General features: G+C 62.8%; 15 protein-coding genes, 2 tRNA genes, 1 rRNA gene, 2 riboswitches and 1 other annotated feature. Of the genes, 9 read left to right on the top strand and 9 right to left on the bottom strand.

The genetic code is table 11. From position 1 onward, the window contains the following. The first annotated feature begins 63 nt into the window (after positions 1 to 63). The 3 genes from RI103_RS26820 to RI103_RS26830 all read left to right on the top strand — a co-directional run bounded on the left by RI103_RS26820 (position 64) and on the right by RI103_RS26830 (position 4,803). Positions 64 to 798: an ABC transporter ATP-binding protein gene (locus tag RI103_RS26820; protein ID WP_310815482.1), complete on the top strand. Its 735-nt coding sequence runs from the start codon at positions 64 to 66 to the stop codon at positions 796 to 798. Continuing rightward, complete coding sequence (locus tag RI103_RS26825; protein WP_409076992.1) at positions 785 to 3,358, top strand: FtsX-like permease family protein; 2,574 nt, start codon at positions 785 to 787, stop codon at positions 3,356 to 3,358. The genes RI103_RS26820 and RI103_RS26825 overlap by 14 nt, the downstream gene beginning before the upstream one ends. Before the next feature lie 323 nt (positions 3,359 to 3,681). Next, the gene (locus RI103_RS26830) at positions 3,682 to 4,803 is read left to right on the top strand and encodes a carotenoid 1,2-hydratase (RefSeq protein ID WP_310818588.1); all 1,122 of its coding nucleotides are present in this window, start codon (positions 3,682 to 3,684) and stop codon (positions 4,801 to 4,803) included. Between the two features lie 92 nt (positions 4,804 to 4,895). Beyond that, positions 4,896 to 7,853 (bottom strand) — a sequence feature (most likely nonfunctional fraction of RNA operon). Positions 7,854 to 8,190: 337 nt separating this feature from the next. Here RI103_RS26830 and RI103_RS26835 read toward each other — a convergent pair. From RI103_RS26835 to RI103_RS26845, 3 genes are all read right to left on the bottom strand, one after another. Then, positions 8,191 to 8,266, bottom strand: a tRNA-Ala gene (locus RI103_RS26835). 54 nt (positions 8,267 to 8,320) lie between these two features. Then, positions 8,321 to 8,397, bottom strand: a tRNA-Ile gene (locus tag RI103_RS26840). A gap of 65 nt (positions 8,398 to 8,462) precedes the next feature. Continuing rightward, positions 8,463 to 9,995, bottom strand: a 16S ribosomal RNA gene (locus tag RI103_RS26845). A 311-nt stretch (positions 9,996 to 10,306) separates the two neighbouring features. On the opposite strand from RI103_RS26845, the gene RI103_RS26850 reads away from it, so the two are divergent. After that, positions 10,307 to 11,251, top strand: coding sequence for a flagellar brake protein (locus RI103_RS26850; protein ID WP_310815483.1), 945 nt, complete (start codon positions 10,307 to 10,309; stop codon positions 11,249 to 11,251). Positions 11,252 to 11,286: 35 nt separating this feature from the next. On the opposite strand, the gene RI103_RS26855 is transcribed toward RI103_RS26850, so the two are convergent. The 4 genes from RI103_RS26855 to cobW all read right to left on the bottom strand — a co-directional run bounded on the left by RI103_RS26855 (position 11,287) and on the right by cobW (position 17,941). Continuing rightward, positions 11,287 to 11,877 carry a VWA domain-containing protein gene (locus RI103_RS26855; protein ID WP_310815484.1) on the bottom strand — a complete coding sequence of 197 codons (591 nt, stop codon included), beginning with the start codon at positions 11,875 to 11,877 and terminating at the stop codon, positions 11,287 to 11,289. An 86-nt stretch (positions 11,878 to 11,963) separates the two neighbouring features. Beyond that, positions 11,964 to 13,040 (bottom strand): ATP-binding protein, encoded by a 1,077-nt coding sequence (locus RI103_RS26860; protein ID WP_310815485.1) that lies wholly within the window; start codon positions 13,038 to 13,040, stop codon positions 11,964 to 11,966. Beyond that, complete coding sequence (gene cobN / locus RI103_RS26865) at positions 13,037 to 16,843, bottom strand: cobaltochelatase subunit CobN (protein ID WP_310815486.1); 3,807 nt, start codon at positions 16,841 to 16,843, stop codon at positions 13,037 to 13,039. Before cobN ends, RI103_RS26860 begins: the two co-directional genes overlap by 4 nt. A gap of 6 nt (positions 16,844 to 16,849) precedes the next feature. Next, on the bottom strand, positions 16,850 to 17,941 hold the full coding sequence (gene cobW / locus RI103_RS26870) for a cobalamin biosynthesis protein CobW (RefSeq protein WP_310815487.1): 1,092 nt from the start codon (positions 17,939 to 17,941) through the stop codon (positions 16,850 to 16,852). Between the two features lie 188 nt (positions 17,942 to 18,129). Next, positions 18,130 to 18,411, bottom strand: a riboswitch (cobalamin riboswitch). Between the two features lie 67 nt (positions 18,412 to 18,478). Beyond that, positions 18,479 to 18,731: riboswitch (cobalamin riboswitch) on the top strand. A gap of 237 nt (positions 18,732 to 18,968) precedes the next feature. Between cobW and cobA the strand changes: the two genes are divergently transcribed. Genes cobA through bluB form a run of 5 tightly spaced genes read left to right on the top strand, consistent with a single transcriptional unit; the run spans position 18,969 to position 22,741 of the window. Continuing rightward, positions 18,969 to 19,742: a uroporphyrinogen-III C-methyltransferase gene (cobA, locus tag RI103_RS26875; protein ID WP_310818589.1), complete on the top strand. Its 774-nt coding sequence runs from the start codon at positions 18,969 to 18,971 to the stop codon at positions 19,740 to 19,742. Beyond that, the gene (locus RI103_RS26880; RefSeq protein WP_310815488.1) at positions 19,739 to 20,197 is read left to right on the top strand and encodes a cobalamin biosynthesis protein; all 459 of its coding nucleotides are present in this window, start codon (positions 19,739 to 19,741) and stop codon (positions 20,195 to 20,197) included. Before cobA ends, RI103_RS26880 begins: the two co-directional genes overlap by 4 nt. Further along, positions 20,194 to 20,796: a cob(I)yrinic acid a,c-diamide adenosyltransferase gene (gene cobO / locus RI103_RS26885; RefSeq protein WP_132377049.1), complete on the top strand. Its 603-nt coding sequence runs from the start codon at positions 20,194 to 20,196 to the stop codon at positions 20,794 to 20,796. Before RI103_RS26880 ends, cobO begins: the two co-directional genes overlap by 4 nt. A 3-nt stretch (positions 20,797 to 20,799) precedes the next feature. Then, on the top strand, positions 20,800 to 22,098 hold the full coding sequence (locus tag RI103_RS26890; RefSeq protein ID WP_310815489.1) for a cobyrinate a,c-diamide synthase: 1,299 nt from the start codon (positions 20,800 to 20,802) through the stop codon (positions 22,096 to 22,098). Continuing rightward, positions 22,082 to 22,741 carry a 5,6-dimethylbenzimidazole synthase gene (gene bluB / locus RI103_RS26895; protein WP_310815490.1) on the top strand — a complete coding sequence of 220 codons (660 nt, stop codon included), beginning with the start codon at positions 22,082 to 22,084 and terminating at the stop codon, positions 22,739 to 22,741. Before RI103_RS26890 ends, bluB begins: the two co-directional genes overlap by 17 nt. Before the next feature lie 475 nt (positions 22,742 to 23,216). On the opposite strand, the gene RI103_RS26900 is transcribed toward bluB, so the two are convergent. Together RI103_RS26900 and RI103_RS26905 are read right to left on the bottom strand one after the other, a co-directional pair. Continuing rightward, complete coding sequence (locus RI103_RS26900; protein WP_310815491.1) at positions 23,217 to 23,900, bottom strand: septal ring lytic transglycosylase RlpA family protein; 684 nt, start codon at positions 23,898 to 23,900, stop codon at positions 23,217 to 23,219. A gap of 94 nt (positions 23,901 to 23,994) precedes the next feature. Next, positions 23,995 to 24,807, bottom strand: a complete 813-nt coding sequence (locus RI103_RS26905) for a peptidoglycan DD-metalloendopeptidase family protein (protein WP_310815492.1) — start codon at positions 24,805 to 24,807, stop codon at positions 23,995 to 23,997. Between the last annotated feature and the right edge of the window lie 41 nt (positions 24,808 to 24,848).

Below are 24,848 nucleotides of genomic sequence, written 5' to 3' on the forward strand. Positions count from 1 at the left end.
GAGCGCGCCGCTTTTTCGCCTGTCCGGACGCCGCCCCCGCCGGCCACACTTTTCGGAAACCGCATGCTTCGTGACGAAGGCGTCGTTCCCGCGCTCGAGTGCCGCGGACTCAGCAAGAGCTACGGCGCAGGCCGCATCGTACTGGCGCAACTGGACTTCACACTCGGACCGGGTGAGTTCGTCGCGATCATGGGCGATTCCGGCGTCGGCAAATCGACGCTGCTCAATCTGGTGGCCGGCCTCGACAGTGCGGATAGCGGCGACGTGATCGTCGACGGCAGCGCCGTTTCGCGGCTGGACGACAACGCGGCGACGCGCCTGCGCCGGCAGAAACTCGGCTTTGTCTTCCAGGCGTTTCACGTGCTGCCGCATCTGACGCTTGCGCAGAATGTGGCGCTGCCGCTGCTGCTCAACGAACTGCCTACGGCCGCCGCGCTCGACATGCTCGCGGCGGTCGGGCTGGGCGGACGCGGCGACGATTTTCCGCGCCAACTCTCGGGCGGCGAACTGCAGCGTGTCGCTATCGCGCGAGCGCTCGTGCATCGCCCGAAACTGATTCTCGCCGACGAACCCACCGGCAACCTCGATCCCGATACCGCGCATGAGGTGCTTGGCCTGTTCCGCGCGCAAAGCAAGGCAACCGGCGCGGCCACGATCCTGGTGACGCACTCGGAAGCCGCCGCGGCCGTTGCCGATCGCATCCTGATTCTGAGCGACGGCGGCCTGCATGCCGCGTCCGCCACGGCCCTGACTTTCGGCTCCCGTACTCGCGCGCCTTCCGCCGATGATGTCCGCTGATTCCCGTTCTCTGCTGCGCTTGCGAGGACACCATGTTCTCGCGCGCTGGCTGCTGGGCGCCGAATGGCGCAGTCATCGCTCACGCGCCCTGGTTGCAATCGCGACGATCGCGTTGGGCGTCGCGCTCGGTTACGCCGTGCAGTTGATCAACAGCGCGGCCTTCAACGAATTCTCCGCGGCGGCCCGCAGTCTGTCGGGCGAGGCCGATCTGCAGGTGCGCGGCGCACAACCGTTTACCGACGAAGCCATCTATCCGCTGCTCGCGAACGCGCCCGGCGTCGCGCTGGCGAGCCCCGTGCTCGCACTCGACGTCACCGTGCCCGACCGGAACGCGGCATTGCCGGTGCTCGGCATCGACGTGTTCAAGGCAAGCCGTATTGCGCCTGATCTGCTCGGCGTGCCGTCGCCGGATCGGCCGTTCGATACCCTCGCGGCCGATACCGTGTTTCTCTCGACCGCGGCCCAGCAATGGTTGAAGGTGAAAGTGGGCGACGAGGTGGCGCTGCGAAGCGGCACCTCGATCGTGCATTTTCGCGTGGCCGGGGGCATCGCGAGAACGCGGCCGGGTCAGCGCCTCGCGGTCATGGATATCGGCGCCGCGCAGTGGAAGTTCGGCAAGGTGGGCAAGCTGTCGCGCGTCGACGTGCAGCTCGAACGCGGCGTCGACCGCGAACGCTTCAGGCGTGATCTGCAAGTGCGGCTCGGCAGCCAGTGGGCCATTTCGGAAACCCGCGATGCCGAAAGCCGCACCGATCGCCTCTCGCGCGCGTATCGGATCAATATGAATGTTCTCGCGCTGGTGGCGTTGTTCACGGGCGCGTTTCTGGTCTTCTCGACGCAGGCGTTGAGCGTCGTGCGACGCCGCGCGCAGTTCGCCATGCTGCGCGTGCTCGGCCTGACGCGTGGCCAGTTGTTACGCCAGATTCTGATGGAAGGCGCGTTACTGGGTCTGCTCGGTTCGCTTGCGGGACTCGCGCTCGGCTATGCAATGGCGAGCGGCGCGCTGCATTTTTTCGGCAGCGACCTGGGCGGCGGCTACTTTCCCGGCGTGCAGCCGCAAGTCGGCTTCGAACCGCTGGCAAGCGCGTTGTTTCTGATGCTCGGGCTCGCCGTATCGGTATTGGGCAGTCTCGCCCCCGCACTGGAAGCCGCGCGTGCGCGGCCCGCCACCGCGCTCAAGGCAGGCGCCGAAGAAGGCGCGTTGGCGCGGCTCGCCACACCGTGGCCCGCCTTGCTATGCCTGCTGAGCGCCGCCGTGCTCACGCAGTTGCCGCCGTTGTTCGACGCGCCGATCGGCGGCTATCTGGCCGTCGCATTGCTGCTGGTCGGCGGCATTGCGCTGATGCCGCGCATCACTGCGCTCATCTTCGGCGCGGCGAGCAGGGCTTTGTCAGCGCGAAGCCGCGCCGGCGCGGCCGGCACGCTGGCGCTTGCGCGGCTTGCGAATGCGCCGGGGCACGCGTCGATCGCAATGGGCGGCGTGCTGTCGAGCTTTGCGCTGATCGTCGCAATGGCCATCATGGTGGCCAGTTTCCGCGTTTCCGTCGAAGACTGGCTGGTTCATCTGCTCTCCGCCGATCTCTATGTCCGGGTGGCGCCGAACGGCGACACCGGCGGTTTGCGGCTGGACGAACAAAGCCGTCTTGCGGCCGTGCCCGGCGTCAAAACCGCCGCATTTGCCCGCACCTCGCATCTCACACTCGACCCTGCGCGGCCTGACATCGCCGTGCTCGCGCGCGAGATCGACGCAGCCGACCCTGGCGCGATTCTGCAGATGACCGGAGCGGTTCTGCCGCCCGCCGAACTTCACGCGGGCGAAACACCTGTTTGGGTATCCGAAGCGATGGTCGATCTGTATGGATACAAGCTGGGACAGCGCGTTCAATTGCCGCTTGGCGAACGCGGCCACGTGTTCGTGGTGGCCGGCGTATGGCGCGATTATGTGCGGCAGACCGGCGCGATCCAGATACGGCTCGCCGACTACCGGCGCTTGACCCACGACACGAATGCAACCGATGTGGCCATCACCGTTCAACCGGGGACGAGCATCGAGCGCGTCGTCGCAGGGTTGCGCGCGTTGCCGTTCGGCGCATCGCTCGACCTGTCGCAACCTGGGGATATCCGCGCGCGCACGCTGGTGATCTTCGACCGCAGCTTCGCTGTCACCTATCTTCTCGAGGCGGTCGCTATCGTAATCGGATTGTTCGGCGTGGCGGCGACATTTTCCGCGCAGACGCTCGCGCGGTCGCGTGAATTCGGCATGCTGCGGCATGTGGGCGTGACGCGCTCGCAGGTGCTCGCCATCCTTGCGCTCGAAGGCGGCATGCTTACCGCGTGCGGCATTGCGATGGGTTTTTTTCTTGGGTTCGCGATCAGTCTGATTCTGGTGTTCGTCGTCAATCCGCAGTCGTTTCATTGGAGCATGTCGCTACACGTGCCATGGACGGCGCTGGGCACCGTTGCGTTGGTGATGCTCGCTTCGTCGTGTTCGACGGCGGTGATCGCGGGACGCGGCGCCGTGTCGGTGGATGCAGTGCGCGCCGTGAAGGAGGATTGGTGATGCGGGGTTTGTCGCGCGAATGTGCCCGACGGGTCATGCGGGCGGTGGCGGCGCGCTTTCATCTGGCGCGCGACGAAAGCTTCCTCGTGTTGCGGCGGGATATGCCGCGCATGGCGCGGGTGGTTTTGGGCAGCACCACGTCGGACGACATGTTGCTCGCGCGCGAGATGCCGTGCGTGACAGCGCGCTTCGATGTCGCCAGCGGCGGATTCTGGGTCACCCCGCAACGACGGACGGTGCGTGCGGCTTCGGGCGAGACTGGGCCACGTCGCACGTCGATCGCGCGCGAGGCGTCATGCGAGCCGCCGGTCAAGTCTGTTTGTATGGCCAGTCGGCGCATTGGTTCGAGTATTCGCGGCGTGCTGTCTATCTGGACGCTGACCGTGTCGACCGCGTTCGCCGCGGCGCCCGAATTCGCGGCGGTCACACCGGGTCACGCTATCGCGCTGCCGCAGGACAGCGGCGCTCACGTGGCTTTTCGCACCGAGTGGTGGTACGCGACGGGTTGGCTCACTACGCCGGATAATCATCCGCTCGGTTTCCAGATCACATTCTTCCGCTCGGCAACAGATCACGATGCCGCCGACCCGAGTGCTTTCGCGCCTGCGCAATTGATCATTGCCCATGCCGCGTTAAGCGACCCTGCGCTCGGCCATCTTGCGCACGATCAGCGCATTGCCCGCCAGGGCTTCGGCCTCGCCTACGCGAAGCCGGCCAACACCGACGTCAAACTCGACACATGGAAGATGATTCGGGCCGCTGACGGTCACTACGACGTCACTGCCGACGCAAGCGGCTTCTCGTTGCATCTCACGTTGACGCCGACGCAGGCACCTTTGCTTCAGGGCGAACGCGGCTATTCACGCAAAGGTCCGCGACCTGAGCAGGCGAGTTATTACTACAGTGAGCCACAATTACGCGTGAGTGGCGGCGTGGTTCGGCCGGTCGCGGCGGGCGGTCCGTCGTATGGCGAGACTGCCGTAACGGGGATGGCGTGGCTCGACCACGAATGGTCGAGCGCGTTGCTCGACGCCAATGCGGTGGGATGGGATTGGCTTGGCGCCAACCTCACCGACGGCTCTGCGGTAATGGCATTCAAGATACGAAGTCGCGATGGACATGGCGTGTGGGCGCATGCGGCATTTCGCAAACCCGACGGCGAGGTAACGACATTCGCGCCCGACCAGGTCGACTTTACGCCGCTTCGCAGATGGCGCTCGCCGCGGACGAACACGTCCTATCCCGTCTCGATGATGGTCAAAACCGGCACGTTGACGTGGCGACTCGACCCGTTGATGGACGATCAGGAGCTCGATTCACGGCAATCGACGGGCGCGGTGTACTGGGAAGGCGCGGTGCGGGTAAGCCGCGAAGGTGTGGATCTCGGGCGCGCCTATCTGGAACTGACAGGCTACGCGAACGCGCTGCGGATGGGCAGGGAGTGAAGGCGGTTTCCGGTGCGTTTTTTATGTGTTTGCGGCCACGTAAACGCAGAAACCCCACCTTTTTTGGGTGGGGTTTCTGATGCTGCTGGGGAGCCTGACGATTACCTACTTTCACACGGGTAATCCGCACTATCATCGGCGTGGAGTCGTTTCACGGTCCTGTTCGGGATGGGAAGGGGTGGGACCGACTCGCTATGGTCATCAGGCATGACTTGTTGTCATGCTTCCACACCTGACCTATCAACGTCCTGGTCTTGAACGACCCTTCAAGGGGCTCGAAGCCCCGGGGATATCTCATCTTAAGGCGAGTTTCCCGCTTAGATGCTTTCAGCGGTTATCTCTTCCGAACATAGCTACCCGGCGATGCCACTGGCGTGACAACCGGTACACCAGAGGTTCGTCCACTCCGGTCCTCTCGTACTAGGAGCAGCCCCCTTCAAATATCCAGCGCCCACGGCAGATAGGGACCAAACTGTCTCACGACGTTTTAAACCCAGCTCACGTACCTCTTTAAATGGCGAACAGCCATACCCTTGGGACCGGCTACAGCCCCAGGATGAGATGAGCCGACATCGAGGTGCCAAACACCGCCGTCGATATGAACTCTTGGGCGGTATCAGCCTGTTATCCCCAGAGTACCTTTTATCCGTTGAGCGATGGCCCTTCCATACAGAACCACCGGATCACTATGACCTGCTTTCGCACCTGCTCGACTTGTCGGTCTCGCAGTTAAGCACGCTTATGCCATTGCACTATCAGCACGATTTCCGACCGTACCTAGCGTACCTTCGTACTCCTCCGTTACACTTTGGGAGGAGACCGCCCCAGTCAAACTGCCTACCATGCACTGTCCCCGATCCGGATCACGGACCAAGGTTAGAACCTCAAACAAACCAGGGTGGTATTTCAAGGATGGCTCCACGCAGACTGGCGTCCACGCTTCAAAGCCTCCCACCTATCCTACACAGACCGGTTCAAAGTCCAATGCAAAGCTACAGTAAAGGTTCATGGGGTCTTTCCGTCTAGCCGCGGGGAGATTGCATCATCACAAACACTTCAACTTCGCTGAGTCTCGGGAGGAGACAGTGTGGCCATCGTTACGCCATTCGTGCAGGTCGGAACTTACCCGACAAGGAATTTCGCTACCTTAGGACCGTTATAGTTACGGCCGCCGTTTACCGGGACTTCAATCAAGAGCTTGCACCCCATCATTTAATCTTCCGGCACCGGGCAGGCGTCACACCCTATACGTCCACTTTCGTGTTTGCAGAGTGCTGTGTTTTTATTAAACAGTCGCAGCCACCAGTTTATTGCAACCCCTTCACCCTTCTGGCGCAGGCCAGTCAGGCTACAGGGGCGTACCTTATCCCGAAGTTACGGTACCAATTTGCCGAGTTCCTTCTCCCGAGTTCTCTCAAGCGCCTTAGAATACTCATCTCGCCCACCTGTGTCGGTTTGCGGTACGGTCTTGTTGAACTGAAGCTTAGAGGCTTTTCCTGGAACCACTTCCGATTGCTTCGTCGCCTGAGCGACTGGCCTCGCACCCTTGAATTCCGCGCCCGGATTTGCCAAAGCGCCTTCTCCAATGCAAGGACCGGGACTTCCAACACCCGGACAACCTTCCGCGATCCGTCCCCCCATCGCATTCAACAATGGTGCAGGAATATTAACCTGCTTCCCATCAGCTACGCATTTCTGCCTCGCCTTAGGGGCCGACTCACCCTACGCCGATGAACGTTGCGTAGGAAACCTTGGGCTTACGGCGAGGGGGCCTTTCACCCCCTTTATCGCTACTCATGTCAGCATTCGCACTTCCGATACCTCCAGCACACTTTCCAGTGCACCTTCGCAGGCTTACGGAACGCTCTCCTACCATGCACATAAATGTGCATCCGCAGCTTCGGTATATTGCTTAGCCCCGTTACATCTTCCGCGCAGGACGACTCGATCAGTGAGCTATTACGCTTTCTTTAAAGGATGGCTGCTTCTAAGCCAACCTCCTGACTGTTTTAGCCTTCCCACTTCGTTTCCCACTTAGCAATATTTGGGGACCTTAGCTGGCGGTCTGGGTTGTTTCCCTCTTGACACCGGACGTTAGCACCCGATGTCTGTCTCCCGTGATTGCACTCTTCGGTATTCGGAGTTTGCTATGGCGTAGTAATCCGCAATGGACCCCACAACCATGACAGTGCTCTACCCCCGAAGGTGATACACGAGGCACTACCTAAATAGTTTTCGGAGAGAACCAGCTATTTCCAGGTTTGTTTAGCCTTTCACCCCTATCCACAGCTCATCCCCTAACTTTTCAACGTTAGTGGGTTCGGACCTCCAGTACGTGTTACCGCACCTTCATCCTGGCCATGGATAGATCACCTGGTTTCGGGTCTACACCCAGCGACTGAACGCCCTGTTCGGACTCGCTTTCGCTACGCCTGCCCTAATCGGTTAAGCTTGCCACTGAATGTAAGTCGCTGACCCATTATACAAAAGGTACGCCGTCACCCCTTGCGAGGCTCCGACTGTTTGTATGCATGCGGTTTCAGGATCTGTTTCACTCCCCTCCCGGGGTTCTTTTCGCCTTTCCCTCACGGTACTGGTTCACTATCGGTCGATCACGAGTATTTAGCCTTGGAGGATGGTCCCCCCATCTTCAGACAGGATTTCACGTGTCCCGCCCTACTTTCCGTACACCTAGTTCTTCCTCGCTGTTTTCGTCTACAGGGCTATCACCTGCTATGGCGGCACTTTCCAGAGCCTTCGACTAACAATGAAGATAAAGAGTACAGGCTGGTCCCATTTCGCTCGCCACTACTCTGGGAATCTCGGTTGATTTCTTTTCCTGCGGTTACTTAGATGTTTCAGTTCACCGCGTTCGCTTCACATGACCTATGGATTCAGTCATGGATGACCCATACGGGCCGGGTTTCCCCATTCGGATATCGGTGGATCAAAGCTCGTTTGCCAGCTCCCCACCGCTTTTCGCAGGCTACCGCGTCCTTCATCGCCTGTGATCGCCAAGGCATCCACCACATGCACTTGTTCGCTTGACCCTATAACGGGTGTGTCTCCTGTGTGATCCACTGGGAATCACACGCTCGCCACGCCCGCTACAGGTTGAGTATTCGTGTTGCGCCGTATTCCAAAAGCGATCTTTCGATCTCTCTTTTCATACATTGATACAATCACAACCCTGATTCACCTACTCGCACACCCATCTCTAAGTATGCTTTCGTGAATCTCTTTACTACTTCTTCCTGATTGTTAAAGAACGACAGCCGACATAAAACCCTGTTTCATGTCACTCTGACTGGCTCAATCGCCAATGCCTGTTTCACTACACCGCAAACCCCTTTCAAGGTCTGCCGCAGTAAAACCGGCATTGAGGATTGGTGGAGGATGACGGGATCGAACCGACGACCCCCTGCTTGCAAAGCAGGTGCTCTCCCAGCTGAGCTAATCCCCCAGTCATACAGATACCCCAGAGGTTTTTAGACGATCAGCACACCAGACAAGACTTTGGTGGGTCTGGATGGATTCGAACCATCGACCCCCGCCTTATCAAGACGGTGCTCTAACCGACTGAGCTACAGACCCCTGAGTCTGTCCATTTTCACAGCCGATAAGCGTGAGCGCTCAACGTTCGACACGTCCAGCTCGAGAAAGGAGGTGATCCAGCCGCACCTTCCGATACGGCTACCTTGTTACGACTTCACCCCAGTCATGAATCCTACCGTGGTGACCGTCCTCCTTGCGGTTAGACTAGCCACTTCTGGTAAAACCCACTCCCATGGTGTGACGGGCGGTGTGTACAAGACCCGGGAACGTATTCACCGCGGCATGCTGATCCGCGATTACTAGCGATTCCAGCTTCACGCACTCGAGTTGCAGAGTGCGATCCGGACTACGATCGGTTTTCTGGGATTGGCTCCCCCTCGCGGGTTGGCGACCCTCTGTTCCGACCATTGTATGACGTGTGAAGCCCTACCCATAAGGGCCATGAGGACTTGACGTCATCCCCACCTTCCTCCGGTTTGTCACCGGCAGTCTCCCTAGAGTGCTCTTGCGTAGCAACTAGGGACAAGGGTTGCGCTCGTTGCGGGACTTAACCCAACATCTCACGACACGAGCTGACGACAGCCATGCAGCACCTGTGTTATGGCTCCCTTTCGGGCACTCCCACCTCTCAGCAGGATTCCATACATGTCAAGGGTAGGTAAGGTTTTTCGCGTTGCATCGAATTAATCCACATCATCCACCGCTTGTGCGGGTCCCCGTCAATTCCTTTGAGTTTTAATCTTGCGACCGTACTCCCCAGGCGGTCAACTTCACGCGTTAGCTACGTTACCAAGTCAATGAAGACCCGACAACTAGTTGACATCGTTTAGGGCGTGGACTACCAGGGTATCTAATCCTGTTTGCTCCCCACGCTTTCGTGCATGAGCGTCAGTATTGGCCCAGGGGGCTGCCTTCGCCATCGGTATTCCTCCACATCTCTACGCATTTCACTGCTACACGTGGAATTCTACCCCCCTCTGCCATACTCTAGCCCGCCAGTCACAAATGCAGTTCCCAGGTTAAGCCCGGGGATTTCACATCTGTCTTAGCGAACCGCCTGCGCACGCTTTACGCCCAGTAATTCCGATTAACGCTTGCACCCTACGTATTACCGCGGCTGCTGGCACGTAGTTAGCCGGTGCTTATTCTTCCGGTACCGTCATCCCCCCGCCGTATTAGGGCAGAGGATTTCTTTCCGGACAAAAGTGCTTTACAACCCGAAGGCCTTCTTCACACACGCGGCATTGCTGGATCAGGGTTGCCCCCATTGTCCAAAATTCCCCACTGCTGCCTCCCGTAGGAGTCTGGGCCGTGTCTCAGTCCCAGTGTGGCTGGTCGTCCTCTCAGACCAGCTACAGATCGTCGCCTTGGTAGGCCTTTACCCCACCAACTAGCTAATCTGCCATCGGCCGCCCCTGCAGCGCGAGGTCCGAAGATCCCCCGCTTTCATCCGCAGATCGCATGCGGTATTAATCCGGCTTTCGCCGGGCTATCCCCCACTACAGGACACGTTCCGATGTATTACTCCACCACCCGGCACCGCTTCGTTCTGCGTCGCTGCATCTGCAGCAGAGAAACGAGATTATGGAGAGCGACTGACACGTCGTCAACCCCCTTCGCGCAATATTTTTCAGAAAGTTGAGAAGCACCGAAACAGACCGTCACCACAACGCCGTCAAATTAGTTAGCCATCCGATTTAATTGGCTACTTGCGAGGCAATCGTACTTGTGACGGCCAGACAGTGATCAGTAATCGCACCTTCCCGCAACCAACCGCGAACTGAGCACCCCACCATATATAGAGCCACGAAATAGAGCCGCAAGACACATCCGCCGCACGGCAGAAAGAATCGAAAGAACTGGAAAGCCGGCACCGCCCCAAAAGACTAAAGTTTTCACATCGCCAGCCGTCAACCAGGATATCCCGTCACTTAAATCGCCGCCGACCATGGACAATCCAGTCGAGGAACACGTCGAGGACGCCTCGCCCATAGCCCACACGCCAACCTTGAATCCGGACAAGGTGCCGGTCGGCACGCCGCTCGACTGGCCGATCGTCGACGCCGACGGCACGCTCCTTTTCTCCCGCGGCACCCTCCTGGCGACCACGGACGAGCGCAACTTCCTGTTCGGCCACTTCCGTCCGCAGCGCGGCGACTTACTGGACACGGCCGCGCGACCGTCGCCCCAGGCCGAGCCACAAGCAGATCCCAACGGCGAACTGACGCTCAAGGACATGCACCTGGAAATCGGTGCATTGATCGGTATGCGCTCGCAACTCGGCAGCGGCGGGCCCATGCATCCGTGCCGCATCATCGGCTTCGCACCGAATCATTCGCTTTTCGTCACCCCGCCAATGCACGATGGCCGCATGCTGCCGTTGGGTGTCGGCGAAAACATCGAAATCGTCGCGATCGCCAGCCATGCCGTGTTTCGTTTCGTCTGCACGATCGAGGCGATCTGCCGCACGCCGTTCGACTATGTCGTGCTGTCGAAGCCGGGCGTAGTCCGGCGCCTGCGCGAACGCAAGTCGATCCGCGTGCGCGCGCATCTTGCCGTGCGTTTCGGCATCGGCGCCACCGGCGAATCATATGAGGGCCTCGGACTCGCGAAAGGCATCAGTGCCCTCGGCATGTCGCTGGCCGCGTCGTGGACCCTGGGTGCTGTCGGCGACCGGTTGCGGGTCGCGTTCCGTCTGAAATCGAAAGATCTCGATACGGAGATCGAAACCACGGCGGTGATCCGCAACGTGCAGAAAGGCAGCGGCCCCGGTGAGCCTTCGACTCACGGGCTCGAACTCGATCAGCTCGACCCGTCACAGCAAATGGCGATGAAAGTTTTCGTGTTCGACCGCCAGGACGACCTGGTGTATTGGTCGACCGGTCTGAAATAAGCGCAGGCCGATGAGCGGCGCGGCCCACGTGCCGCTCAGCCCATTAGCTCTTCCGGCGTAAAACGTCTCGCGCCCCACGCATCGGCGAGCATTTCGCAGCGGCCCAACCGGATCGCCTCTCTCTCGAAATCGACGAACACGACTTCATCGACGTCGAGCGGCCGCGCCGGCATATCACGCGTGCGGCCATCGGTCAGAATCCATAGCCACCGTTGCTGCGCGGGCTTGCGGCGCGCGCTGCGCTCCAGCAGCTGGGTTGCACGCCGAACACCCGCCGTCAGCGGCGTACCGCCTCCTCCTCCCACGGGCCTCAGCCACCGCTCGTTCCACCAGCGCGGCACGGCGGGACCAAAACGCACATCCGCTCCGGCGCCGCCGAAACAGACCAGCGCCGCCTCGGCACGCGCGGCACTCGCGTGATCGAGTAAGGCGATCAGCAGTCCCTTGGCGAGCGCGAGGCGCTGCCCGGCCAGCATGGAACCGGAGCAATCGAGAACGAAACAATGCAGCACACCGCCGCGCGGCGCCTCGCGCACGAAACGAAGATGCTCGGCCCGTAGCACGTCCTGGCGCATCGCGGCGAGTGTCGGTGGCCAGGCGATACGCTTGCCCGGTTCTCCGCGCAAGCGATTGCGCGCGCCAACGCCTGCGCCCGCGCCTTGCCGCCATCGGAAACCGCTGCGCGAGTCAGCGGCGGCGCCCTTCCGATGGCTCAGCGTTTTTTTACGTTAAGCGGAATGACGCCTTTGACGTGCGTGGTCGCGGCCGGCTCGGGCGCGAGGTAGCCCCAATCGCCATCGACGGCGGCGGCAGCAGGCGGCGTCTTTGTTTCCCCGGATGAAGATAAGGACGACCGCCCCTGGCCGCCGCCTGGAAACCCCTCCCGCTCACGCGCATCACTTTCGGCCTGCGGCTCGCGCGAATGCCGCCGATGAACCAACACCGCCTCCGCCACCCGATCGACATGCTCCACCGTCACCGCGACCGCCTGCTCGAACGCCGCCAACGCACGCGCCGCGCGCAGCATCACCAGATCGGCGCGCAACCCATCCACGGCGGCGTCGATGCACAGCGCGCTGACACGCGCATGCACCGCGGCGTCGAACGCGAGTTGCGGCAGCGCTGCACGCGCCGCTCGAATCTGCTGCATATAAGTCGCCTGCTGTTGCGCATAGTCCGCACGAAAACCCTGCGGATCGAGATCGAACGCCAGCCGCGCCTTCACGATCGACTGACGCACGCACGGCTCGAAACAGTTCTGCAACTCGACCATCAAGCCGAAACGGTCGATCAACTGCGGCCGCAGTTCGCCCTCTTCAGGATTCATCGTACCGATCAGCACGAAGCTCGCGTCGTGGCTATGCGATACGCCATCGCGCTCGACGGTATTCACGCCGCTCGCGGCCGCGTCGAGCAAGGCATCGACAAGCGTGTCCGGCAGCAGGTTGACTTCGTCCACATACAGCACGCCGCGATGCGCCTTCGCGAGCAGACCGGGCGAGAAGCGCACCGAGCCGTCGCGCAATACGGTTTCGATATCGAGCGTACCGATCAAACGATCTTCGCTCGCCCCAAGCGGCAGATTCACCAGTTGCCCTTCCGGCAACAACTCGGCCAACGCGCGCGCCGCGGTCGACTTCGCGGTGCCGCGCGGCCCCGTGATGAGCACGCCGCCCAGCCCCGGATCGATGGCGGCCAGCAGCAGCGCCTGTTGTAACGGCGCCTGGCCGATCAGCGCGGCAAAGGGAAAAGCTGGCCGCGCGGCGACCGCGCTCATCGCTGGATTCATGTTTGCATTCCTTCGATCTGCTGTTCGCTCGCGAGCAGATGCTGTTCGACCTGCGCGCGATAGTCGCCAGGCGCCTGCCACAAACCGCGCTGCATGGCTTCGAGAAGGCGCTCGCAAATCGAATGCAACGCATGCGGGTTGTGCCGCTGCAAGAACTCGCGGGTGTCCGCGTCGTTCAGATAAGCCTCGGTCACGAGCGCATATTGATGATCGGCGATCACGCGCGCGGTCGCATCGTAGCCGTACAGATAATCGACGGTCGCGGCGATTTCCGCCGCGCCCTTATAACCGTGACGCTTCACGCCGTCGAGCCATTTCGGATTGACCACGCGCGAGCGGATCACGCGCGCGATCTCCTCATGCAACGTACGCACGCGCGGCGCGGCCGGATTGCTGTGGTCGGCGTGATACACGCTCGGCTGATCGCCGGCCAGATGCCGCACCGCGGCGACCATGCCGCCCTGGAACTGGTAGTAGTCGTTCGAATCGAGCAGGTCGTGCTCGCGGTTGTCCTGGTTTTGCAGCACCACGTCCAGCGCGGCGAGGCGCGTGCCGAACGCGTGGCGCGCTTCTTCGCCCGCGCTCTTTTGCGTGTACGCGTAACCGCCCCACGCCTGATACGCGTTCGCGAGATCGGCGTCGGTCTGCCATTGCCGCGAGTCGATCATGTCCTGCAGACCTGCGCCGTAGGCGCCAGGCCTCGCGCTGAACACGCGCCAGCCGGCGCGTTTGCGCGCTTCGGCGGCGTCCATGCCGCGCGCGATGAGCGCATCGCGTTCGCGCAGCACGCGTGCGCGAATCGGATTCAGGTCTTCGGGTTCGTCGAGTTCCGCCACGGCCTGCACCGCGGCGTCGAACAGATGCATGACGTTGGCGAAGGCGTCGCGGAAGAAACCGGAAACCCGCAGCGTGACATCGATACGCGGCCGGTCGAACACCTCGATCGGCATGATTTCGAAATCGGTCACACGATGACTGCCGGGCGCCCACTTCGGCCGCACGCCGAGCAATGCCAGCGCCTGGGCGATATCGTCGCCGCCCGTGCGCATGGTCGCGGTGCCCCAGACGGACAGGCCGATGGCGCGCGGATAGTCGCCTTTCTCCTGCAAATGCCGTTCGATCAGTTGCTGGGCGGACTTCAATCCGAGCGACCAGGCAGCTTGCGTGGGAATCGCGCGCGTGTCGACCGAATAGAAGTTGCGGCCGGTGGGCAACACATCGGGCCGGCCGCGCGACGGCGACCCGCTCGGCCCCGGCGGCACGAAACGCCCTTCGAGACCGCGTTTCAGTTGAAGCATTTCCTGTGGACCGCAAGCGTCGAGCCGCGGCAACACATCGCGACGCAGACGCTCGATCACCTGTTCCGCTTGCGGCAAGCTCGCCGCGGAAAACGGCGCTGCCGACGCGTCAGTGTGCTCGCCGCACACACCACGCAGCAACTCCGCCGCCAGCAATTCCAGACGCTCGCGCGTATCGCCGCCATGCCGCCACGGCGCATCGCTCACGCGCTGCAGCACGTCGGGACGCGGCCCGTCCCACACCGCCGACCAGTCGACGGACAACGGATCGAACAGGTGATCCATCCGCAGATCGCGCGCCAACGCATCGATCAAACCGGACTTGCCGCCTTGGCCGTCGCCGACGGGAAAACGCCCCAATGCCAGCAGCGTATCGCGCCGCTGCACGCCATCAGGCGATTGTCCGAACGTATGCAAACCATCGCGAATCTGCGCTTCCTTCAACTCGCACAACCACGCATCGACGCGCGTGAGCAGCGCGTCTTCATCGTCCTGACCGTTCGGCGCCGCGAGACTCAACTCCTCATGCAGCTTATGTTCGACAATGGTCGCCAGAATCGTGCGCCGCAACAGCTTAGAGCGGCGCGGGTCGACCATCAGCGCTTCATAGTATTCGTCGACCTGGCGCTCGAGATCCTGCAGCGGTCCGTAACTTTCAGCGCGCGTGAGCGGCGGCATCAGGTGATCGATGATGACGGCCTGCGCGCGGCGTTTCGCCTGGCTGCCCTCGCCCGGATCGTTGACGATGAACGGATACAGGTGCGGCATCGGCCCGAGAATCAGATCGGGCCAGCAGGTATCGCTCAGCGCGACGCTCTTGCCGGGCAGCCATTCGAGATTGCCGTGCTTGCCGACGTGGACGACAGCGTCGATAGCGAACTGATGACGCAACCAGAAATAGAACGCGAGATACGCATGGGGCGGCACGAGTTCCGCGTCGTGATAGCTCGCGTAGTCGCCCTGCTCGCGCGAACGCGACGGTTGAATACCGACGAACACCTGTGCGCAACGCCAGCCGGCGATCATGAAACGGCCGCGCCGCAGCGTCGGATCCTGTTCGGGCGTGCCCCAACGCGCGTTCAACGCCTGGCGCGTTTCGGCGGGCAAGGCATTGAAGTGCACGAGGTAATCGTCGAGCGCGAGGCTTTGCAACGCGGGACGCAGATCGCGCACCACCGGATCGTTGGTCACGCCTTCGGTGAGCTTTTTCAACAGCGCGTCGCCGTTCGCGGGCAAGTCGGCGAGACGATAGCCCTCGTCGCGCAGCATCGACAGAATGCCGACCACCGAGGCCGGCGTGTCGAGTCCCACACCATTCCCGATGCGCCCTTCGCTCATCGGATAGTTGGCGAGGATCAGCGCGAGTTTCTTGTCCGCGTTATCGAGTGAACGCAGATGGCACCAGCGCTGGCTCAGCTCGGCAAGAAAGCTTACCCGTTCAAGATCCGGCTGATAACGCACCACGTCGACCTGAGTGTGCGGACAACGGTACGCGAGTCCCTTGAAGCTGATAGCGCGCGTGATGATGCGGCCGTCCACTTCCGGCAGCGCGATATGCATGGCGATATCGCGTGAATTGAGGCCTTGATTGTCCTTGACCCAATCCTCGCGGTTGCCGCCGCTCAGGATCACCTGCAACACCGGCGCGTCGCCGGCAAGCGCGAGCGGCTCGGGATCGTCGATCGCCGACGCCGCGAACGCGGTCGTGTTCAACACCAGCGCGACGTCGTGCTGCGCGCACAGCGATTGCACGACGTCGCGGCTCATCGCATCTTTCAGCGAGGTAATCGCGATCGGCAGCGGATTCAGGCCTTGCGAGTCCAGCGCGTCGATCAGCGCATCGAACACGGCCGTATTGGCCGCTTGCAGATGCGCCTTGTAGAACAGGATCGCCGCGACCGGCGCGTCTTGCCGCCAGCGCGCCTGCCAGTCGGCCATGGTCGGCGTGTCGCGCCCGGGATGGTAGAGCGTCGCGGCGGGCAACGCGCGCGGTGGCGCAGGCTCGCGCCCCCAACCGAATGTGCGATGCGCGATACAGCGCAGAAACGCCTCGGCATTTTGCGGGCCGCCTTCACGCAGATAGCGCCAGAGCTGATGACACAGATCGGCATCGGCGGTGCTGCGCGCGAGCAGATTCGGATCTTCCTGCAGATCGCCGGAGAACATCGCGAGTGTCTGCTGCCTGCGCTCGGCGAGCGCCACCACCTGCTCGATGCCGTAAGGCCAATACGCTTCGCCGCCGAGGTGATCCACCACCACCACGCGTGCATGCTGCAAGACATCTTCGACGTAGAAATCGACCGACGCCGGCTGCCGCAAATACGTGACGTTCGCGAGCCGCACGCTCGGGAAACCTTCACCCAGACGCGGAAAAACGCTCGCCAGCAGCGACAGCGTCGTGTCGGCGGAGCTGAGCACCACGATATCCGCGGGCTGCTGATCGATACGGATCACGCCTTGCGTATCGTCGACAAAGCCGCCCGGCGTGGTGCGCAGCAGATGCATGAGCGCTTACGCCTGTTGCGTTTCGACGCTCGACGGCACGCCTAGCGCCGCGTCGAACGCACGCTGCAACGCGGCCCGATCGAGGTCCTCGCCGATCAGAACGAAGCGGCTCGGACCGCTTTCGCCGGCCTGCCAGCGTCGATCGAAATAGCTGTCGAAGCGGCGCCCGACGCCCTGAATCACCAGACGCATCGCCGCGCCCGGCAGCGCCGCGAAACCCTTGACGCGATAGATCGTGTTCGTTTCGACCAGCCCTTGCAGCGCGGCGATCGCTGCCTCGCGAGAGCGCACATTCGCCTGCACGACCACCGAGTCGAATTCGTCGTGATGGTGGTCGGCGTCGTCGGCGGAGCCGTGGTGATCGTGGCGCAAGTGGATCGTTTCTTCCGATGCCGCTTCGAGGCCCAGCAGCGTGTGCAGATCGAGTTGCCCCATGTGCGCGCGCACGATCTTCACTTGCGGCGGAATTTCTTCGCGAATCGACACTTCAACCGCGCTTTGCTGCGCGTCGTCGAGCAAATCGGTCTTGTTCAGAATCACCAGATCGGCCGCGGACAACTGGTCTTCGAACAATTCGTGCAGCGGCGACTCGTGATCGAGATTCGGATCGGCCTTGCGTTGCGCGTCCACGGCGACGGGGTTGTCGGCGAACTGACCGCTTGCCGCGGCCGGGCCGTCCACCACGGTGAGCACGGCATCCACAGTGAAGCTGTTCTTGATCTGCGGCCAGTTGAAGGCCTGCACCAGCGGTTTCGGCAACGCGAGACCCGAGGTTTCAATCAGCACGTGATCGATCTGGTCGCGGCGCTCCACGAGCTTTTCCATGACCGGGAAAAACTCCTCCTGCACGGTGCAGCACAAGCAGCCGTTCGCCAGTTCATACAAGTGGCCTTCGGTTTCGACGCCGTTTTCATCGCAACCGATCCCGCAGCCCTTGAGGATTTCCCCGTCGATGCCGAGTTCGCCGAACTCGTTGACGATCACCGCGATGCGCTTGCCGCCCGCATGCTGAAGAATATGCCGCAGCAGCGTGGTCTTGCCGCTGCCGAGAAAGCCCGTGACGATGGTGACGGGGATCTTGCGCATTTGAGTTTGCATCGTGAGGTCCATCCGTAGGAGTTGCACGTGCACGCCGGCGTGTCTGTCCACATCGATCAGGCAAACGGGGCACGCGCCCAGCCAGCCACGACAAAAACAAAACACGGGGACGAACGACGGCGTTGCCGCGACAACAGAAAAACAGCAAGCGGGAATGAGTCATGAACGCAGCGCCGCATCCCCGCGGCGTTTGTCCTTCGTTGTCTGGCCGGTATCCGGGCTGGCGAAAGCGCCGCTTCCCCTTCCCGGACGAGTGATTTCTCGCCCAGTGGTGATATGCCGACGCGGCCTTGCGCGTGGACATCGAAGCCGGCTCCGCGGCGCTAATCAACTGAACTTAGCGCCACATTTCGCTTACCGTTGCGGGGGCAGCACAGGTTGACCCGATCCATGGCAGGCGGGCCCCCTGTTTCCCGTTTAACTGCATGCGCACGAGCGCGCACACGAGCACCAAAGTGCGTGCGAGTGTAGGCCCGCGGCCCGGTGCCGTCAAGGAAACACAAGCCGCAAGCGCTTATCGGACGGGGCGCCATGTGCTATCGTATGCGCGCGTTTGGTGCCCGCACATGCATTCGCGTGTGCAGTTAAACGGGAAACAGGCGGCGCTCCATGCGCTCAACCTGTGCTGTCCCCGCAACGGTAAGCGACCTGCGGCGCAAACTTGAGTTCTGTTGCGCCGCGCATGCGTTTTTTCGATGCCACTGTCCGGCACATTCCAGCGAATGCGGACGGGAAGGCAAAGCGCATGAGGCCGCCAGCCCGGATACCGGCCAGACGCGGAGGCGGCGAACCTCAGGGCAACATCGCGCCGCCGGCCGCCGGAATCCGCGAGGGACGGATGTGAAGGCGCTGAAGCACGACGTGGCGCGCTCGCGTATGCAGGTTCTGTGTGGAACCGCTGCGAGCCGCGCATTGCGCCGTGCCTGAATCCGTAGCACTGCATGACCCCAAAGTCCGCCGACTGGCGACCCTTCGCGCTTGATCCCGCCTCGCCTGTCACGACATGGCGCTCGCCATGCACGCCGCGATGACCCGCGCCTGGCTGATCGGCGCCGGCCCCGGCGACGTCGAACTCATGACGCTCAAGGCCACCCGTGCGTTGGCGCAAGCCGACGTGGTGCTGGTCGACGATCTGGTGAATCCCGAGGTGTTGCAGTTCGCGCGAGCGGACGCGCTCGTCGTGTATGTCGGCAAACGCGGCGGCCATCCGTCCACGCCGCAGGACGGCATCGTCGCGCAATTGCTCGAGCATGTGCGGGCCGGTCGCAGCGTCGCGCGTTTGAAAGGCGGCGATCCGTTCGTATTCGGCCGCGGCGGCGAAGAACAGCAGGCGCTGCACGAGGCGGGCATCGAGGTGGAGATCATCAACGGCATCACGGCGGGGATCGCCGCGCCCGCGGCGATCGGCATTCCAGTCACGCATCGCGATCACGCGCAAGGCGTGGTGTTCGTCACCGGACACGGCGCGGGCAGCGGCGAACCCGACTGGGCCGCGCTCGTGGCCACGCGCATGACGCTCGTGATCTACATGGGCATGCGGCGGCTCAACGACATCGTCGGCGCGTTGCTCGCGGCCGGCATGAGCGCCGATACGCCGTGCGCGGCGATCGAATCGGCCACGCGTCCCGAGCAACGTCACGTGCTCGCGCGCCTCGGCGAGTTTGCCGACACTGTCGCGCGTGGCGGACTCGGCTCGCCGGCGATCGTGGTGATCGGCGGTGTCGCGTCGCTTGCGTTGGCCCGCGCGGCCGCGTCTGCCGACGCCGCCACGCCTTCCATGGATGGAGCGGACGCGCCATGAGAACCCTGAGCGTCGGCATTGGTTGCCGTTTGCACAGTTCGGCTGAGCAGATCGAAGCCGCGGTGCGCATCGCGCTTGCCGCGCATTCGTTCGACGAAATCCGCACCGTCGCCTCGCTCGATACCAAAGCTCACGAGGCAGGCCTGCTCGAATTCTGCGCACGTCATGCGCTGCCGTTGACGTTGTTCAGCGTGGATCAGATCGCGTCGCTGGCCGTAGCAGAGCCTTCGGCGGCAGTGCGCGAACATCTCGGCGTGGACGGCGTCTGCGAGCCGTGTGCGTTACTTGCCGCGACGGCGAGGCTCGGTGAATCGACCGCGTTCAATGTGGCTCCGGCGCGCCTCCTCGTTCGCAAGACAGTCCATGCCAGCGTCACCGTGGCGATCGCTTCGAGCGCGGCACACGCCGACCGTGAACGCCCAAACAACGACACTCAGGAACAGAACCTGCCATGAAGACCGATCCCGAATCGCATCAACGCATGACCGAGCGGCGCCGTGAAGGCCACGAGAAAAAACAGGCCAACGCCACCGTCGAAAAAGGCCTGCTGATCGTCAACACCGGCACCGGCAAGGGCAAGACCACCGCCGCGTTCGGCATGGCCGTGCGCGTGCTGGGCCACGGCATGCGCCTTGGCGTCGTGCAGTTCATCAAAGGCGCGTTGCACACGTCCGAGCGCGACTTTCTCGGCGCGATCGCCAACTGCGATTTCGTCACGATGGGCGACGGCTACACCTGGAACACGCAGAACCGCGACGCCGACATCGCGACCGCGCGCAAAGGCTGGGACGAAGCGCGCCGCATGATCGAAAGCGGCGACTATCAGATGGTGATCCTCGACGAGCTGAACACGGTGCTCAAGTACGAGTACCTGCCGCTCGACGAAGTCCTCGCGGTGCTCACCGCGCGCGCGCCGATGCTGCATGTGGTGGTGACCGGCCGTCACGCGCCGGATGCGCTGATCGAAGCGGCCGATCTCGTCACCGAGATGCGCATCGTCAAGCATCCGTATCGCGAGCAAGGCGTGAAAGCGCAGCGCGGCGTGGAGTTCTGAACGATGGCCGCGTGCCCCGCCCTGTTCATCAGCGCGCCCGCTTCGGGCCAAGGCAAGACTACGATCACCGCGGGTCTGGCACGCTACCATCGGCGACTGGGGCGACGCGTGTGCGTCTTCAAGACCGGACCGGACTTTCTCGACCCAATGATTCTGGCGCGCGCGAGCGGCGCGCCCGTGCTCTCGCTCGATCTGTGGATGGTGGGCGAAGCCGCCTGCCGCACGCTGCTCGCGCAGGCGGCTGCGCAAGCCGATCTGATCCTGATCGAAGGCGTGATGGGTTTGTTCGACGGCACGCCGAGCAGCGCCGATCTCTCCACCACGTTCGGCGTGCCGGTGCTCGCGGTGATTTCGGCGAAGGCGATGGCGCAAACCTTCGGCGCGGTCGCCTTCGGTCTCGCGCAATTCCGGCCGCAGGTGCCGTTCTACGGCGTGCTTGCCAATCGCGTCGGCTCCGCGCGGCATGCGCAGATGCTCGAAGAAGCGTTGCCGCCTGGGCTGCGCTGGTGCGGATACATTGCCGCCAGCGATGAAATCGCTCTGCCCGACCGTCACCTCGGCTTGCACCAGGCGGATGAAATCGACGATCTCGACGCGCGCCTCGATCACGCCGCTGATACTTTAGGTCATACCGCGCTGGCCGAATTGCCGCCGCCTGTCGAGTTCGGCACGCCCGCGCCGGAAATACTGCCGCGCCTGCTGGAAGACAAGACGATTGCGATTGCGCGCGACGCCGCGTTCTCGTTCATCTATCCGGCCAACATCGCGCTGCTGGAAGCGCTCGGCGCGCAAGTCGCCTATTTCTCGCCGCTCGCCGACGAAACATTGCCCGACCACGCCGACGCTCTGTATCTTCCCGGCGGCTACCCTGAACTGCACGCCGCCACGCTGGCAAGCAACGCCCGCAGCGCCGCAAGTATTCGCGCGCACGCGGCTGCCGGCAAACCGCTCGTCGCCGAATGCGGCGGCCTGCTCTATCTGCTCGACCAGCTCACCGACACGCACGGCGTGAGCGCACCGATGCTCGGCCTGCTGCCCGGCCACGCGACCATGCAAACGCGCTTCACCGCGCTCGGCATGCAGCAGATCGACAGCCTGCACGGGCCGATGACCGGCCATACGTTTCACTACTCGAAGCTGAACACGTCACTCACGCCGCTGCGTTCGGCCACCCGGCCGCAGGGCGACGCGCCCGGCGAGGCCATCTATCGCGCCGGCTCGATCGTGGCGACTTACATGCACGCTTATTGGCCCTCCAACCCGGCCTTCACGGCCGCCCTGTTCCATGGCGAAGCCTTTTAACGATTCCGAGCGCGACGCCGTCTACCGCGCGATTTACGAACGCCGCGACATGCGCCATTTCGTGCGTGATCCGATCGACCCGACCGTGCTGCAGCGCCTGCTCGACGCGGCGCATCACGCGCCGAGCGTCGGCTTCATGCAGCCGTGGCGGATCGCGCGGATCACCGATCCCGCGCTGCGTGCGGCCTTGCACGACACGGTAGAGAACGAACGCCTCGCGACCGCCGACGCGCTCGGCAAGCGCCGTGAAGAGTTCATGAAGCTGAAAGTGGAAGGCATGCTGGATTGCGGCGAGCTGCTGGTGATGGCGCTGATGGACGGACGCGAGCGCCACATCTTCGGCCGCCGCACGTTGCCGGAGATGGACCTCGCGTCGGTGGCGTGCGCGATCCAGAACATGTGGCTGGCCGCGCGCGCCGAAGGTCTCGGCATGGGCTGGGTGTCGCTGTTCGACGTCGACGCGGTTCGCCGACTGCTGCACATGCCCGAGGGCGCGCGCCCCGTGGCGATTCTGTGTCTGGGCCACGTCGACCGGTTTTATAACGAGCCGATGCTGGAAACGGAACGCTGGGCAAGCCGTATGCCGCTCGCCGACTGCGTGTTCGAAAACCGCTGGCCGGAAGATAGCACCACCAGGGAATAAACTCGCCGCGTGCCCGCATTCAGGTCACGGTGATTTGACAATTTGCGAATCAGTATAGAAACAGTCGCAAAATAAATCGTTTAAAGATTGTTAAACCGCGGGGCCTGCGAACCGGACAAAAAAATGCGGCGTCGCCTCAATCCAGAGGCCGACACCGCTCAAAAACACCACACGCTCGCAGGGGGGTAGCCGCACGAGTGAACTCAAATTAGCCGGTCAGAAAATCAAGCTCAAGATGAAAGAACTGCTTTTGTAACTGACGCCAGGTAGTTATTACGTCGGACGTAATCCGCGGCTGGATAGAAACGTTGCGCCACGTGCTCTGAAAATCGTATGAATTGAAGCGCCCGAAACTGATAATTTACATACGCAGAGGTTTTGTTACAGTCGGGCGCGGTTGCTGGAATATTACGGCAGCAGGTAATCAAATCGGCACCTGTTCGAGATTCTTTCGTTGGTAATCACGGTCAGCGCATCAGGCGCGTGCTTCCAGGCAGCGGCGCGCCGCCGCGACACGTTCCAGTGTGACCTGCGCTTCACCCGATGAACCGAGGCCGAGTGCCTGCGCGGCGGCATACGACAGATCGATGATCCGTCCGCGCACGAACGGGCCGCGATCGTTGATGCGAACGATCACCGACCGCGCGCCGCCGAACGCCGTCACGCGAACGCATGTGCCCAACGGCAAGGTGCGATGCGCCGCGGTGAGCGCATGCATGTCGTAGCGCTCGCCGCTCGCGGTGCGGCGTCCGTGGAACCGCTTGCCGTACCACGTCGCCATCCCCGTTTGCTGAAAGGTGCTGCCGCATGCGCAGGCGGGCGTGGGCGATGGAGTGTCGGCGTTGGCCATTGGATCGGGTGGCGGCGCAGCGCTCGCCTTGTCGGATGCGCGGGATGCTTCGATATCGCTGGTTTGCGCCGCGTGTCGAGTTGCACTTTGACCGGTACGTGCGAGGGCATCGCCGGTGCTCAGTGAACCGGGCTCGGGTGCATCGCCGCTGCTCAGCGAACCGGGCGCGTGAGCGCCGCTGCCGCTAAGCGCCCCCAGCCCGCCGCCCGGCTGCGCGCATCCGGCAAGCGTGAGCAGCGCGCCGATCAGCACGACCGTCGCGGCACGCCGGATAACGCCAGAGAAATGCAAATGGAAAATCATAGGCATCACGTCGCGCGGTGCGCCGCATGCAGCAAGCGTTCCGTCGCGTTCAAGTTCAAGATCGAGTTCAAATGAGCGGCGAGGCCGCGAGCGCGCCGCGTTACTGGCGTTTCGGGAGGTACTTGAGCGGATCGACAGGCTTGCCGTCCGCGCGCACTTCGAAGCGCAGCGACGCCTGGCCGTTGTCGTCCACGCCCATTTCGGCAATCGCCTCGCCTGCCTTCACGTCCGTGCCTTCCTTGACGAGCAATGCGCGGTTGTTGCCGTACGCGGTCAATAGATGCGCGTCGTGCTTGATGATGATCAACTTGCCGTAGGCCGCGATCCGCCCGCCCGCATAAACCACGCGGCCGCCCGACGCCGCCCGCACCGGGACGCCGACACGCCCGCCCACCACGATGCCCTTCGTCTTGCCCGCCACGAACGGCGCGGTCACAGGGCCGCTCGCCGGCCACGCGAGTCGTGCGTTTGCCGGCGCAGGCTCGTTCGCGCTATCCGTGAGGAACGCGCGCGCTTGCGCGAGTGAGTTCGATGGCGTGCTCGCTGGCGGCAAGGTGCCAGCACTGAGTGGCGGCGCGACGCGCAGCACCTGGCCGACACGCAGGCCGTCAGCGGACGACAGGTGATTCCACTGCGCGATCGCCGAAGGCTCGCGACCGAACGCCTTGGCGACGCCGATCTGCGTGTCGCCGGGATTGACGCGGTAGAAGCCGGCAGGGACTGGCGAAGCGACCGCGGGCGCGGGTGAAGAGGCAGCCACCGGAATGGGCGTCGGTGCGTCGACGACGTTTGCCGGAACGGCGGACGACGCACCCGGCGCGGGCAACGCGCAGCCCGCCAACGACGCGGCCAGCAACGACGCGAACAGCATGGAAAAGCCCGATCTTGCAAATCGGGACCAACAGGTTTTCATCGGGGATATCCGGGTAAATCGCGTGGATAGCTAGCCAGCAG

The sequence above is a fragment of the Paraburkholderia sp. FT54 genome (assembly GCF_031585635.1).
Classification (GTDB): domain Bacteria; phylum Pseudomonadota; class Gammaproteobacteria; order Burkholderiales; family Burkholderiaceae; genus Paraburkholderia.

What these genes read in the sequence shown, in the direction of transcription:
- RI103_RS26820 (WP_310815482.1), top strand. Translation starts at nt 64, where the DNA reads ATGCTTCGTGACGAAGGCGTCGTTCCCGCGCTCGAGTGCCGCGGACTC.
- RI103_RS26825 (WP_409076992.1), top strand. Translation starts at nt 785, where the DNA reads ATGATGTCCGCTGATTCCCGTTCTCTGCTGCGCTTGCGAGGACACCAT.
- RI103_RS26830 (WP_310818588.1), top strand. Translation starts at nt 3,682, where the DNA reads ATGGCCAGTCGGCGCATTGGTTCGAGTATTCGCGGCGTGCTGTCTATC.
- RI103_RS26850 (WP_310815483.1), top strand. Translation starts at nt 10,307, where the DNA reads ATGGACAATCCAGTCGAGGAACACGTCGAGGACGCCTCGCCCATAGCC.
- RI103_RS26860 (WP_310815485.1), bottom strand. Translation starts at nt 13,040, where the DNA reads ATGAATCCAGCGATGAGCGCGGTCGCCGCGCGGCCAGCTTTTCCCTTT.
- cobN (WP_310815486.1), bottom strand. Translation starts at nt 16,843, where the DNA reads ATGCATCTGCTGCGCACCACGCCGGGCGGCTTTGTCGACGATACGCAA.
- cobW (WP_310815487.1), bottom strand. Translation starts at nt 17,941, where the DNA reads ATGCAAACTCAAATGCGCAAGATCCCCGTCACCATCGTCACGGGCTTT.
- cobA (WP_310818589.1), top strand. Translation starts at nt 18,969, where the DNA reads ATGACCCGCGCCTGGCTGATCGGCGCCGGCCCCGGCGACGTCGAACTC.
- RI103_RS26880 (WP_310815488.1), top strand. Translation starts at nt 19,739, where the DNA reads ATGAGAACCCTGAGCGTCGGCATTGGTTGCCGTTTGCACAGTTCGGCT.
- cobO (WP_132377049.1), top strand. Translation starts at nt 20,194, where the DNA reads ATGAAGACCGATCCCGAATCGCATCAACGCATGACCGAGCGGCGCCGT.
- RI103_RS26890 (WP_310815489.1), top strand. Translation starts at nt 20,800, where the DNA reads ATGGCCGCGTGCCCCGCCCTGTTCATCAGCGCGCCCGCTTCGGGCCAA.
- bluB (WP_310815490.1), top strand. Translation starts at nt 22,082, where the DNA reads ATGGCGAAGCCTTTTAACGATTCCGAGCGCGACGCCGTCTACCGCGCG.
- RI103_RS26900 (WP_310815491.1), bottom strand. Translation starts at nt 23,900, where the DNA reads ATGCCTATGATTTTCCATTTGCATTTCTCTGGCGTTATCCGGCGTGCC.
- RI103_RS26905 (WP_310815492.1), bottom strand. Translation starts at nt 24,807, where the DNA reads ATGAAAACCTGTTGGTCCCGATTTGCAAGATCGGGCTTTTCCATGCTG.